This is a genomic window from Novosphingobium sp. (assembly GCF_025351285.1).
Classification (GTDB): Bacteria; Pseudomonadota; Alphaproteobacteria; order Sphingomonadales; family Sphingomonadaceae; genus Novosphingobium.
Genome location: NZ_JANXWG010000023.1, coordinates 1 through 13583 on the forward strand (window position 1 = coordinate 1; position 13583 = coordinate 13583).

Below are 13583 nucleotides of genomic sequence, written 5' to 3' on the forward strand. Positions count from 1 at the left end.
GGGAAACGATACCCGGCCACGGCGTGCCCGTAAGCGTGCCACATGCGGCTTAGAATGCTGTTAACCTTAACGCTCCGTTAGGAAATCGCTGAGATAACGGCCCTCGGACGGTTCGGCACGGTTCATCATGCCCGCAGGGGAGATGACCGGACCCGAGCGATGTCGCCAGGGGTGAAGTCGATGCAAGCAGTTATTCTTGCCGGTGGGTTGGGTACGCGGCTGGGCGAGGAAACATCCACGCGCCCCAAGCCGATGGTAGAAATCGGCGGAATGCCGATCATCTGGCACATCATGAAGATCTATTCGAGCGCGGGGGTAAACGACTTCGTGATCTGCCTTGGTTACAAGGGCTACATGATCAAGGAGTACTTCGCGAACTACTTCCTCCACACCACCGACGTCACGATCGACCTGCAAAAGAACAGCGTCGAGGTCCACCAGAACTGGAGCGAGCCTTGGCGGATCACGCTGGTCGACACCGGCGCCGAGACGCAGACCGGCGGACGACTCAAGGCGGTTGCCAACCATCTCAAGCCCGGCGAGCCGTTCTGCTTCACTTACGGCGACGGCGTGGCCGATATCGACGTTACCAGCCTCATCGCCTTCCATCGCACCCAGGGCAAGCGCGCCACGATCACCGCGGTGACGCACCCGGGCCGGTTCGGCGCGATTGAATTTGACGGCGATCTGGTGCGCAATTTCCGCGAGAAGCCCGCTGGCGATGGCGGCCTCATCAACGGCGGCTTCTTCGTTGCCGACCCGTCGGTTATCGACCTGATCGACGGCCCGGACACGATCTGGGAACGCAGCCCGCTCGAACGGCTGGCCAGCAGCGGCGACCTTGCGGCTTATCGACACACCGGGTTCTGGCAGCCGATGGATACGCTGCGCGACAAGATCTACCTTGAATCGCTGTGGCAACAGGGCGCGCCCTGGAAATCCTGGTAATGTCGGGAGTGGTGAAGCCCGTTTTCTGGCAGGGCCGTCGCGTTTTCGTCACCGGCCACACCGGCTTCAAGGGCGGCTGGCTGTGCCTGTGGTTGCACCGCATGGGCGCGCACGTCACCGGCCTGTCGCTACCCGCGCCGACCGAGCCCAGCCTGTTCGAGCAGGCGCGACTGGCCGAGATCATCGATCACCAAATCGGCGATGTGCGTGACGAGCGCGTGGTCATGGATACCATCGCGGCGGCACGGCCCGAGATCGTGTTCCACCTCGCCGCGCAGCCGCTGGTCCGCTATTCCTACGACAACCCGGTCGAGACGTATGCCACCAACGTGATGGGCACGGTCCACGTGCTCGAAGCGTGCCGCAAGGTCGACAGCGTCAAAGCCGTGGTCTGCGTCACCACCGACAAATGCTATGAAAACCGCGAGTGGATCTGGCCCTACCGCGAAGAAGACCCGATGGGCGGGCACGACCCCTATTCAAGCAGCAAAGGCGCGGCCGAACTGGTCATTGCCTCCTACCGGCGATCGTATCCAGATGGCCCGAAGATCGCCTCGGTGCGCGCGGGCAATGTCATCGGCGGGGGTGACTGGGCCGGCGACCGGCTGATCCCGGACATCCTGCGCGCCTTGATCGCGGGCGAGCGGCCCTCGATCCGCAACCCCGCCTCGGTTCGCCCGTGGCAGCACGTGCTCGAAGCGCTGTCGGGTTACCTCACCGTGGGCGAGCGCCTGCTGGCCGGCGACGACAACGCGGCCACCGCGTGGAACTTCGGCCCATCCGAAGACGATGCGCGGCCGGTGGGCTGGATCGTCGAGCGGATGCTCGAACGCTGGGGTGGCGATCCGGGCTGGGATCGGCCCAACACGCCGCAACCCCACGAGGCGGTGCTGCTGCGGCTCGATTCGAGCAAGGCGCGTGGCCTGCTCGGATGGAAACCGCGGCTCGATCTCAACCAATCGTTAACCATGATCGTCGATTGGTACCGGCTCGTGGCCAGCGGCGCCGACGCTCGCGTGATGACCTTCGCGCAGATCGACGACTACGCCGCAAGGCCCATGGAACAGGACACAGCCCGCCCCGTGGCCGGCAAGAAGGAGCAAGCGGCGTGAGCGATCTTCCCAACCTTTCGACATTGCAGGCGATGGCTGGCGACACCGACGAAGGCCAGCTTCGCGGATTGATCCTCGACCTGGTCGGCGAATATGCCCGCCGCCATCACGCCACCCCCGCCTTCGTGCCTGGCGCCAGCCCGGTGCCGGTTTCGGGCAAGGTCTATGGTGCCTCCGACATGCAATCGCTGGTCGATTCCGCGCTCGATTTCTGGCTGACCACCGGGCGCTTCAACGCCTCGTTCGAGGAACGGCTGGCCGCGCGCATCGGCATCCGCCACGTGCTGACCACCAATTCGGGATCGTCGGCCAACCTGCTCGCGCTGTCGTCGCTGACCTCGCACTACTTACGCGACGAAGCTTTGAAGCCCGGTGACGAAGTCATCACCGTGGCGGCCGGCTTCCCCACCACGGTCAACCCGATCCTGCAATACGGGCTGATCCCGGTGTTCGTCGACGTCGACATCCCGACTTACAATATCAAGTCCGAGATGATCGAGGCGGCCGTCACGCCCAAGACTCGCGCGATCATGCTGGCGCACGCGCTCGGCAATCCGTTCGACCTCGCCGAAGTGATGCGGGTGGCCAAGAAGTACAACTTGTGGGTGGTCGAAGACTGCTGCGACGCGCTCGGCGCCACGTATGACGGTCAGAACGTCGGCACGTTCGGCGATATCGGCACGCTCAGCTTCTACCCCGCGCACCACATCACGATGGGCGAAGGCGGCGCGGTATTCACCGACAAGCCGCGGCTCAAGCGCGTGATCGAATCGATGCGTGACTGGGGGCGTGACTGCTGGTGCGCTCCGGGCACCGACAACACCTGCGGCAAGCGTTTCAACCGCAAGCTGGGTGATCTGCCGATGGGGTACGATCACAAATACACGTACGGCCACGCGGGATATAACCTCAAGATCACCGACATGCAGGCGGCGGTGGGCGTGGCGCAGCTCGATCGACTCGACGGCTTCATCGATGCACGCCGGCGCAACTTCGCCAAGCTGACCGAGCTGCTCACGCCATACGAGGACGTGTTCATCCTGCCGAAGGCGACGCCCAACAGCGAGCCTTCATGGTTCGGCTTCCCGATCACGATCCGCAAGGGCGCGCCGTTCGGCCGCGAGCAACTCGTGCCGTTCCTCGAAGCGCACAAGATCGGCACGCGGCTGCTGTTTGCCGGCAACCTCACGCGCCAGCCCTACATGAAGGGCCGCGACTACCGCGTGGTGGGCTCGCTCGAGAACTCGGACACCGTGACCGAGCGGACTTTCTGGCTCGGTCTCTATCCGGGCCTGGGCGACGACCATCTTGGATATGTCGCGGACGTCTTAAAGGGTTTCTTAACGAACCTCGTTAATAACTGAGCCATGGCATCGAACATTTGTAACGATGGGGCCAAGGGCAAATTGGACGGCTCGAACAGGGGATATGTGGTGACCGAAGCGATTTTCAACGACTTGTTCGTGCTTGAACTGGCCAACAATCACTGGGGTAATCTGGACCGCGGTCTCAAGATCATCCGCGACTTCGCGCGCGTGGTGAAGTTCAACAACGTGAAAGCGGCAATCAAGCTGCAGTTTCGCGATGTCGACAACTTCGTCCACCCCGATTTCCGCGAACGGGCAGACATTCGCTACATCAAGAAAACCATCGACACGCAGATGCCCTGGGACAACCTGCGGCTGATGATCGAAACCGTGCGCGATTGCGGCATGGTCACGATGGTCACGCCGTTCGACGAAGTCTCGGTCGACAAGTGCGTCGAATTCGGCGTCGAGATCCTCAAGATCGCCAGCTCGGACATCCGCGACAAGACGCTGCTGCGCAAGATGGCTGAAACCGGGTTGCCGGTGATCGCATCATCGGGCGGCGCCGAGATCGAGCATATCGACCAGCTCGTCGAATTCTTCACGTCGCGGAACGTGCCCTTCGCGCTCAACCACTGCGTGTCGCTCTATCCGTCCGAAGACGGCGACCTCGAACTCGACCAGATCGATTTCCTCAAGGCCCGCTATCCCCAGATCACCATCGGCTATTCGACGCACGAATACCGCGACTGGTGGGATTCGACACTGATCGCTTACGGCAAGGGCGCGCGCACGTTCGAACGCCACATCGACATCGATTACGAAGGCGTGCCGGTCAGCTCCTACTGCACCAAGCCGCAGCAGGCCGACACCTGGTTCCGCGCGATGAAAAAAGCGCAGGAAATGTGCGGCCACGGTTCGGCCGCGCGGCGTGTCGTGCCCGAGGGCGAGCGCCGCTATCTCGATGCGCTGGTGCGCGGCGTCTATGCCAAGCGCGACCTGGCGAAGGGCGAAGTGCTGAGCCACGACGACGTTTATTTTGCGGTGCCGCTGCTCAAAGGCCAGCTTTCCACCCGCGAATTCGGCGGAGGGGAATACCTGACCGAAGCGATCAAGGCCCATGCCCCGCTCGATGTCGAAACCGTCGATGGGCCGGGACTCAAGAGCCCGTCGCTGCTGCGCCTGATCCGCGATCGGGGGATCGACCTGGCCCCGCCCGCACTTGCCCCGGCCGCGAAAGCTTCCTGACATGAACATGATGACGAAGGCGGCCGAGTTTGCGTCGCCTGATGAAAGCGACAAGCCTGCAAAAGTGCGCGTCGCGGACTACGTCGCGCAAGCCATCGTCGAACACGGCGTGCAACACGTGTTCATGCTCACCGGCGGCGGCGCGATGCATCTCAACGATGCTTTGGGCCGCACCGAAGGCTTGAAATACGTCTGCTTCCATCACGAACAGGCCGCCTCGATGGCAGCTGAAAGCTATGCGCGCCTGTCGGGCCGCATGGCCGCGCTCAACGTCACGACCGGGCCGGGCGGGATCAACGCGCTCAACGGGGTGCACGGCGCCTACACCGATTCCATCCCCATACTGGTCATTTCGGGCCAGGTGAAGCGCGAAACGATGCGCCACAACGCGGCGGTCGTCGTGCGGCAACTGGGCGACCAGGAAGCCGACATTGTCGACATGGCAAAAACCATCACCAAGTACGCGGTGACCGTCACCAATCCGCTCGATATCCGCTATGTCGTTGAAAAGGCGCTGTGGCTGGCGGCAAGCGGCCGTCCCGGCCCGGTGTGGATCGACATTCCGATCGACGTGCAATCATCGCTGGTCGACCCGACGCAAATGCGCGGCTTCGATGCGATGGCCGAAGGCCATGGCGCCGCGCACGCCGTCGCGCGCGAATATGGCTGGCTCAAGGGCGATGACCTCAAGCGGGTTGCGCGCGAAGTTATCGATGCCGTGAAAGCGGCCAAGCGCCCCGTGCTGCTCCCCGGCACCGGCATCCGCATCGCCGGGGTTTACGAACAATTCCTCGAACTGGCCGACCGGCTCGGCATCGCGGTCGCCCCGGCGTGGAACGCGCAGGATCTCGTCCCCGATGACCACCCGCTCTATGTGGGTCGTCCCGGCACGGTGGGCGATCGATCGGGCAACTTCGCGGTGCAGGGCAGCGACTTGCTGCTGGTGCTCGGCTGCCGGCTCAACATCCGCCAGATCAGTTACAACTACGCGGGCTTCGCGCCCGATGCGAAGAAGATCATGGTCGATGTCGATGCGGCAGAACTACACAAGCCGACGCTGTCGATCGACATGCCTGTCCACGCGGATTTGCGCACGTTCATACCCGCGCTGATCGAAGCGCTCGACGGCTACGAGACGCCGCAAACGCATCGCACTTACGTCGCTTGGGCAATGGAACGCCGCCAGCGCTACCCCGCCGTGCTGCCCGAATACTGGCAGACCACGGGCGTGGTGAACCCTTACTGTTTCACCGAGAAGCTGTTCGAGCAGCTCGTTGCTGACGAAGTGATCGTGATGGCCGATGCCACCGCGGCAGTCGTCACCGTGCAAGCGGCCAAGCTCAAGCACGGTCAGCGGCTCTATTCAAATTCGGGCGCGGCCTCGATGGGCTATGACCTGCCCGCCACGATCGGCGCCTGGCACGCCATGCCGGCCGGCTCGGACCGGATCATCTGCCTCGCCGGCGATGGTTCGATCATGCAGAACTTGCAGGAATTGCAGACGATTATCGGCCAGAACATCCCGGCCAAGATCTTCCTCTACAACAATTCGGGCTACCACTCGATCCGCCAGACCCAGCAGGCCTATTTCGACGGTCATTCGGTCGGTTGCGGGCCGGATTCGGGCGTGACGTTTCCCGATTTCGGCAAAGTGGTTCAGGCGTTCGGCTTTGCCTACACGCGCACGTCCGAGCACTCCGACATGGTTCGCGCGATTGCCGACACGCTCGCCGCGCCGGGTGCCGCCGTTTGCGAAATCTTCATCGACAAGGAGCAGGCTTTCGCTCCGAAGGTGTCGTCACGGCGCCTGGAGGATGGCAGCATGGTGACCGCACCGATGCACGATCTCGCTCCGTTCCTGCCGCGCGAGGAGCTCGAATGGGCGATGAAGGTGCCGGCGTGAATGCACCCGTCGCCAACATCGTCTTCGATCTCGATGGCACGCTGGTCGACAGCGCACCGGTTTTTGTCGAAGTTCTCAACGCCATGCTCGCCGATCGCGGCAGCACGCGGCGGGTGACCGAGGCCGAGATTGCCCCGTTCGCCAGCCTGGGCGGCCCTGCCCTCGTCAGCGGCGTGCTGGCGCACGAATGCGGCGATCTGCGCGCCGAAGTCGACGATTTCCGCGCGCGCTACCGGCTGTTCCCAACGCCGCTCGAATCGCTGTACGAAGGCGTAGCCGAGGGCGTGCGCGACTTGTCCGCCCAAGGCTTTCGCCTCGCGATCTGCTCGAACAAGCCGCAAGGCCTGTGCGAAAAGGTGATCGCGGACCTTGGCCTGACCGACCATTTCCCCGTCATCGTCGGCAGTTCGCCCGATCGCATGACCAAGCCCGCGCCCGACCTGATGGAGCTGGTTATGGCCGGGCTCGGCACCACGGTGCACGATTGCCTGTACGTGGGTGACAGCGAGATCGACCAGGCGCTGGCCAAGGCCACCGGCGTGCGCTTCGCCTTCGTGACTTACGGCTATGCCACCGAGCAATTCAACGCCGGCGAGCAGGCCGAATTCAGCCGCTTTTCCGATCTGGTCCAGTGGATCAAGACGGAACGCGCAACGCTCCTGGCAGCATAGCTGGCCATGCCGCTCACTGCCCACATCGCGACCGCACTGCGACAAAGCCAGCAGCGGATCGTCGTGACCGGCGCGAGCGGCTGGCTCGGCCGCGCCACGCTCGACCTGCTGCACGATGCGCTGGGCGAAGCGTTTGCGAACCGGGTCGTGTGCTTCGGATCGGGGCGCGGCGAAGTCCGGCTGTCGGCCACGCGCGTGATCGAGCAGCGCCCGCTGAGCGAGCTTGGCACCCTGCCCCGCCAGCCCACGCTGCTGCTGCATTTCGCGTTCCTCGGCAAGGAGCGCGCCGAGGCGATGCCCGAACCCGAATACCGCGCTGCCAACCGCGCGATCCGCCAGACGGTGCTTGATTCGCTCGATCGGATCGGCGTGGAAGCGGCGTTCGTCGCCTCTTCGGGCGCTGCACGCCATGCCGACGACGCGTCCGCCTCACATGCCATGCAGCTCTACGGCACGCTCAAGCGCGAGGACGAAGACGCTTTCGCCGCCTGGGCTGACGCGAATGCCGCGCGCACCGTCATCGGCCGCATCTTCAACATCTCCGGCCCGCACATCAACAAGGTAGACAGCTACGCGCTGTCCTCGTTCCTGCTCGACGCGCTCGCCGGTGGGCCCGTTGTAGTTCGCGCAAGGCATGACGTCCGGCGCGGCTATGTCGCCATCCGCGAGTTGCTGTCGCTGGTTTTCGCACTGCTGCTCGAACAGCAAAATGGCGTCGTGCGCTTCGACAGCGGCGGCGAAGACACCGAACTCGGCGCATTGGCCGCGATGATCGCGTCATCGATGAACTGCGCGGTCGAACGCCCCGCGCTCCGCACCGGCACCGCCGACAGCTACCTCGGCGACGACCACTCATACCGGCGCCTGCTCGCCCACCACCGCATAATATCGGTGCCGCTGACCCAGCAAATCGCCGAAACCGCCACGTTCCTGAAAACCGGGTCCGCCCGCAGCGAATTGCAGGATGCTTATGCTTAAGGTCACCGACCATCCCGAAATCTCGGTCGTTATCCCCTGCCTCAACGAGGAGGAGAATGCCGAGGCCATCGCGCGCGCGGTGATCGCGAACGTCGAAACCATGACCGACGATTTCGAGATCATCTTCATCGACAACGGCTCGACCGACCGCACCGCAGAAATCGTGCGCGGGCTGTGCCGGACCGATGCGCGCGTGCGGCTGATCGTCAACACGCGCAACTTCGGCCAGTATCGTTCGCCGGCGCATGCGCTGTACCAGGCGCGGGGCAAGGGCATCATCGGCATCGCGGCCGATTTCCAGGATCCGCCCGAGATGATCCCGCAGTTCATCCGCCGCTGGCGCGAGGGCGCGGACATCGTGCTGGGCGTGAGCGAGACCAAGAGCGGATCGAAGATCTACCGCGGCATTCGCGCGCTGTCGTACGACTTGCAGCGCAAGTTCGGCGATTACCCGGTCGTGCCCAACGCCACCGGCTTCGGGATCTACGACCAGAAGGCCATCCGCGCGATCGCCGATCTCAACGAACCCGAGCCATTCGTGCGCGGCATGTTGGTCGAAACGGGCTATACGATCGAGACCGTGGAATTCACGCGGCCAGCGCGCGCTGCGGGCAAGTCGAAGAACGGCCTGTTCTCGCTGCTCGACTTCGCGCTGACGGGCCTGGCCTATTCATCGAAGGGCCTGCTGCGCGCGCCGCTCTATTTCAGCTTCATCGCGATGGCGGCGGTGGTGGTGACCGTGCTGGGTGCCGGGTGGTCGATCTTCTTCGGGCAGAACGCTCGCATGTGGATGTTCGCCGCGTTGCTCGAATTGCAGTTCGGGCTGCTGTTCATGTTCCTGGGCATCCTGGGCGTACAAGTCCGACTGATCTCCGACCGCACGCGCGGCACCCCGCTGGTGATCGAGCGCGAGCGCGTCAACTTCCAGCCCGAAGACTGACGCGAAAGTGCCCTTGTCTTCCATGCCCATCGCACAACTGTGGCGCTTCCTGAAGGTCGGGGTGCTCAACACGCTGTTCGGCTATGCGCTTTACGCAACACTGGTTGCGATCGGGTTGCAGATGTTCGTGGCGCAAATCGTCGGCACGGTGATCGCGGTGGCGTTCAATTATTTCACTTACAGCCGGCACGTTTTCCATGCAGCGCCCACTTCGCGCATGCGGTTCGTGTTGTCCTACGCGCTGAACTACCTCGTCAGCCTTGCCGCGCTCGCCGTGGCAGCGATCGTGGTGCCTTCGCCATATCTGGCGGGCCTCCTGGCCACGCTGGTCACTGCGGCCATCAACTTTGTGGTGCTGCGCCGCTTCGTCTTCGCAGCCAGCCCCGATCAATCCGCAGCCGATGCCGTGCCATGGCTCCGACCGGCGGCAATCAGTGAGTAAATCGATCATGGCTTCCTTGGCAAAGCGTCCCGACCCGACCAGCCTCGTCGTCTATGGACTGGGCAGCGTGGGCAAAGGCATCGTCGACGACCTGATTGCCGAGGGCATGGCCGTCGATTTCATCCTCGATCGCGGCAAGCGCGGCGAAAGCTATCGCGGCATTCCGATTTTGGCGCTGGAGGACGTGACCGGCGGCCAGCTTGCCGGGTGCGAGGTGCTGATCGGGCTGCACAACCACTACGTCGATATCAAGCAGATCCACGCCGAGCTTTGCGCCGCAGGAGCAGTGCGGGTGTTGTCACCGATCAACTTGGCCGAACTTGCGCCCAACGCCAAAACGCAGCCCGGATACTGGCTCGACAAGCACTTTGATTATGCCGCGCATCGCGCGGATTTCGTCCGCACGCGCGCGCTGCTAGTCGACGAAACCAGCCGCAGCCTGTTCGATGCGATCCTGACCTATCGCCAAAGCGGCGACATCGCGGATTGTCCGGCGCCCAGCCTGCACGACGAATACACCCCCACCGATCTTCCGCGCCTGGCCGAACCGTTGCGCGTGGTCGACTGCGGCGCGTTCACCGGCGTTGCGATCCACAAGTTCCTGAAGGCCAGCTACGCGATCGACAGCTTCGCCGCGTTCGAGCCCGATTCCGACAATTTCGCGGTACTGGCCTCACGCGATTTCGGCATCGCGCGGCGGCTGTGCCTGCCACTCGGCACCTGGTCCTCGACCACCCAATTGCGCTTTTCCAGCGATGGCTCGATGGCCAGCCGGTTGAGCGATGCCGGCGATACGGTCATCCAGTGCGTCGCGGTCGATGATGTGCTGCAAGGCGAGCCGGTCAGCGTGGTCAAGCTCGACGTCGAGGGCGCCGAGATCGAAACGCTAAAGGGCATGCGCAAGATCATCGAAGCCCAGAAGCCGGCGCTTTTGGTATCTGCCTATCACCTGCCCGAACATCTCTACGAGATCATCGACCTGATCGAATCGTGGAACCTGGGCTACCGCTTCCACTTGCGCGTCCACGAGTTCAACACATTCGGAACGGTCGTTTACGCCTATCAATGAGCGCGCCGGTGAGCTTTCCCGCCCGGCGCGCTCATTGGTGACCGGGACCCGGCGGCGTCAGGCCAGTCGGCACGCCACCTGAAGAATTCTCGCGTTGCCGCCCCCGATGCTGATTTCCAGCACACCCTGGTCGAGCACTTCGAACCCGCCAGACTCCAGCAGTCCGCGCATCGAGGACGGCGTGTAGAAGTTCACGTGCTCGTGCCAGTGGCGCTTGACCGTTTCGCGGTTCGCCACGTCCGCTTGCATGATCGCTTCGAACGGCACTTCGATGTAGAGTACCGACTCCGCGTCCATCGCCTTGCGCGCCGCGGCCAGCACATCCGACGGATAGGGCGTATGTTCAAGCAGTTGCCCGCAGATCACCAGCCGGTATTTCGCCGAGGTCGCCTGCTCCAGCGTGACGACGCGCGCGCCCGGCACCACGTCCTTGCCGCTGATGTCGAAGATGTCGAGCACGGTGCGGCGCTGTTCGTAAGGCGTGTTCGATCCGGTATCCCCGCCCCAGTCGAGGATCGTCAGAGGGTCTTGCAAGTACGGATCGAGGAACGCTTCGATCGCCGGCTTGTAGCTGACAACCTCGACCAGCCCTTCGTTGCGCTTGGCGTATCCGGGTTCGTAATGATCGCGCAGCGCCACATAGACTTCCTCGCGATAGCCCGCATAAATCGCATTCATCTCGGCGTCGGAAAAGCGGATGTCGCAGAACAGGTGATCGCATTTGCGGCAGCGCAGCGTCTTGCAGATCGAATAAGCCATGCCGCTCTGGATGGTTTTCAACCCCCAGCTTTCATCGATCTCGACCGGTGCCCAGCCGAACGCGCGGTGCGCCACGAACGGCATCAGGATCGCCGGCGACGCGGCCAGATCGTCCGATCCGCAGCACACGCATGCCGATGCAAGCCGCTCGCGGGCAATCGGCGCGGTGTTCACATCATTGTTCGACGCCATCTCATTCCCCAATTCCTGCGCCGAAATCTGGCGATCGCTTACGGGGTTAGCACCATCGTCTTTACGAAAAATTGACGATGATCGACCGCCCGATGCGCCGCTCCGCAGACTTTCTTTACCGATTGGTCAACCTGCCGAGACGGTTACCAATTCTTCAAGGTTTCACGCTTATTCACCAAGTTCGTAGAGCGACCACAAGGCATAACCGGGCAAGCCGACAAGCGGCCCGGCAAAGGTTGACAGGTCGCGGATTGGACAAGCGGCATATGAGCGCATTCGGACGAAAAAGTGGTGCAGGCGGGATGGGGTCGGGACCACGTCCAAGCTTCGGCGTGGCGCGCCCGATGCGTTCGGGCGACAGCGGTGCGCCGATGCCGGGCGGCGATCAGTTTCCCCCGCTGCCATCCTCGGACCCGATCGACCAACCGCTGCCGATGAACGCGATGAAGGCCGACGCGATGACGCGGCTGACCGATCGCATCAACGGCGTCGCCGATACCGGCCCGCTGCTCGAAGGCTTCGAAGCCTCGGTTCACAAGATCAAGGAACAGGTGCTGCCGCGCCTGCTCGAACGCGTCGATCCCGAAGCCGCGGCCACGCTGTCGAAGGAAGAACTGTCCGAGGAATTCCGCCCGATTATCCTCGAAGTGCTGGCCGAATTGAAGGTCACGCTCAACCGGCGCGAACAGTTCGCGCTGGAAAAGGTGCTGGTCGACGAATTGCTCGGCTTCGGGCCGCTGGAAGAATTGCTCAACGACCCCGACATCACCGATATCATGATCAACGGGCCCGAGCAGACCTACATCGAAAAGAAGGGCAAGCTGGTCCTCGCGCCGATCCGGTTCCGCGATGAAAGCCATTTGTTTCAGATCGCCCAGCGCATCGTCAACCAGGTCGGCCGCCGCGTCGACCAGACCACGCCGCTGGCCGATGCCCGCCTCAAGGACGGCAGCCGCGTCAACGTGATCGTGCCACCGCTCAGCCTGCGCGGCACCGCGATCTCGATTCGTAAATTCTCCGAAAAGCCTATCACGCTCGACATGCTGCGCGATTTCGGCTCGATGTCCGACAAGATGTGCACCGCGCTGAAAATTGCGGGCGCCTGCCGGATGAACATCGTCATCTCGGGCGGTACCGGCTCGGGTAAAACCACCATGCTCAACGCCTTGTCGAAGATGATCGATCCGGGCGAACGCGTGCTGACGATCGAGGACGCGGCCGAACTCCGCCTGCAACAGCCGCACTGGCTGCCGCTCGAAACCCGCCCGCCCAACCTCGAAGGCCAGGGCGCGATCACCATCGGCGATCTCGTCAAGAACGCGCTGCGTATGCGTCCTGACCGGATCATCCTGGGCGAAATTCGTGGCGCCGAGTGCTTCGATCTGCTCGCCGCCATGAACACCGGTCACGATGGATCGATGTGTACGCTTCACGCCAACAGCCCGCGCGAGTGCCTCGGCCGTATGGAAAACATGATCCTGATGGGCGACATCAAGATCCCCAAGGAAGCCATCAGCCGGCAGATCGCCGAATCGGTCGATCTCGTCGTCCAGGTCAAGCGCCTGCGCGATGGGTCGCGCCGCACCACCAACATCACCGAGGTGATCGGGATGGAAGGCGAAGTGATCGTGACGCAGGAACTGTTCAAGTTCGAATACCTCGACGAGAGCGACGACGGCAAGATCATCGGCGAATTCCGCCCGAGCGGCCTGCGCCCCTACACGCTGGAAAAGGCACGGCAGTTCGGGTTCGACCAGGCCTATCTGGAAGCCTGCCTGTAGTCCTGGCCATGCGTTGTTGACGCGAGACTTGTTGACGCGAGACTGGGGTCGAAACCGTGTGACCTTCCGGGTTTGTGGTGTTCGTCCTCCCCACATTGCGCCATCCGCGCTAGGTGGTCCAAAAGCGCGGAATTGTCGCATTTCGGCTGCAATCCGGCCAGTTCGCCCTGCCAGACAACCGGCTTGAGCAGGGCGCCGAAAGCGCGCGCCAACCGCTCCTCGATTGTGACCTT

The 13583-nt window shown here is 63.2% G+C and carries 13 protein-coding genes; 11 read left to right on the forward strand and 2 right to left on the reverse strand.

Features of this window, described 5'->3' with window-relative positions:
* The first annotated feature begins 180 nt into the window (after positions 1–180).
* The 10 genes from rfbF (at position 181) to Q0R16_RS03125 (ending at position 10618) form a co-directional block, all read left to right on the forward strand.
* Entirely contained in the window at positions 181–948 is a 768-nt protein-coding gene (gene rfbF, locus Q0R16_RS03080) for a glucose-1-phosphate cytidylyltransferase (RefSeq protein ID WP_295631740.1), read from the forward strand.
* Positions 948–2060 carry a CDP-glucose 4,6-dehydratase gene (gene rfbG / locus Q0R16_RS03085; protein WP_295631743.1) on the forward strand — a complete coding sequence of 371 codons (1113 nt, stop codon included), beginning with the start codon at positions 948–950 and terminating at the stop codon, positions 2058–2060. Before rfbF ends, rfbG begins: the two co-directional genes overlap by 1 nt.
* A complete protein-coding gene (rfbH, locus tag Q0R16_RS03090; protein WP_295631746.1) occupies positions 2057–3424 on the forward strand; it encodes a lipopolysaccharide biosynthesis protein RfbH in 1368 nt (455 codons plus the stop codon). Before rfbG ends, rfbH begins: the two co-directional genes overlap by 4 nt.
* 69 nt (positions 3425–3493) lie before the next feature.
* A complete protein-coding gene (locus tag Q0R16_RS03095; protein WP_295631750.1) occupies positions 3494–4615 on the forward strand; it encodes an N-acetylneuraminate synthase family protein in 1122 nt (373 codons plus the stop codon).
* A gap of 1 nt (position 4616) precedes the next feature.
* Positions 4617–6518 (forward strand): thiamine pyrophosphate-binding protein, encoded by a 1902-nt coding sequence (locus tag Q0R16_RS03100; RefSeq protein ID WP_295631753.1) that lies wholly within the window; start codon positions 4617–4619, stop codon positions 6516–6518.
* Entirely contained in the window at positions 6494–7189 is a 696-nt protein-coding gene (locus Q0R16_RS03105; RefSeq protein ID WP_295631756.1) for an HAD-IA family hydrolase, read from the forward strand. Before Q0R16_RS03100 ends, Q0R16_RS03105 begins: the two co-directional genes overlap by 25 nt.
* 6 nt (positions 7190–7195) lie before the next feature.
* Positions 7196–8167 carry an NAD(P)-dependent oxidoreductase gene (locus Q0R16_RS03110; protein ID WP_295631759.1) on the forward strand — a complete coding sequence of 324 codons (972 nt, stop codon included), beginning with the start codon at positions 7196–7198 and terminating at the stop codon, positions 8165–8167.
* Positions 8160–9107 (forward strand): glycosyltransferase family 2 protein, encoded by a 948-nt coding sequence (locus Q0R16_RS03115; RefSeq protein WP_295631762.1) that lies wholly within the window; start codon positions 8160–8162, stop codon positions 9105–9107. Before Q0R16_RS03110 ends, Q0R16_RS03115 begins: the two co-directional genes overlap by 8 nt.
* A gap of 22 nt (positions 9108–9129) precedes the next feature.
* Complete coding sequence (locus tag Q0R16_RS03120; RefSeq protein WP_295631765.1) at positions 9130–9549, forward strand: GtrA family protein; 420 nt, start codon at positions 9130–9132, stop codon at positions 9547–9549.
* Positions 9550–9556: 7 nt separating this feature from the next.
* A complete protein-coding gene (locus tag Q0R16_RS03125; protein WP_295631768.1) occupies positions 9557–10618 on the forward strand; it encodes an FkbM family methyltransferase in 1062 nt (353 codons plus the stop codon).
* Positions 10619–10675: 57 nt separating this feature from the next.
* On the opposite strand, the gene Q0R16_RS03130 is transcribed toward Q0R16_RS03125, so the two are convergent.
* Entirely contained in the window at positions 10676–11569 is an 894-nt protein-coding gene (locus Q0R16_RS03130) for a class I SAM-dependent methyltransferase (protein ID WP_295631771.1), read from the reverse strand.
* Positions 11570–11835: 266 nt separating this feature from the next.
* Between Q0R16_RS03130 and Q0R16_RS03135 the strand changes: the two genes are divergently transcribed.
* Positions 11836–13350: a CpaF family protein gene (locus tag Q0R16_RS03135; protein ID WP_295631774.1), complete on the forward strand. Its 1515-nt coding sequence runs from the start codon at positions 11836–11838 to the stop codon at positions 13348–13350.
* Here Q0R16_RS03135 and Q0R16_RS03140 read toward each other — a convergent pair.
* Positions 13329–13583 (reverse strand): hypothetical protein (locus Q0R16_RS03140; RefSeq protein WP_295631777.1); only part of this gene is annotated, 255 nt, incomplete at its 5' end. The two genes, Q0R16_RS03135 and Q0R16_RS03140, sit on opposite strands and share 22 nt — an antisense overlap.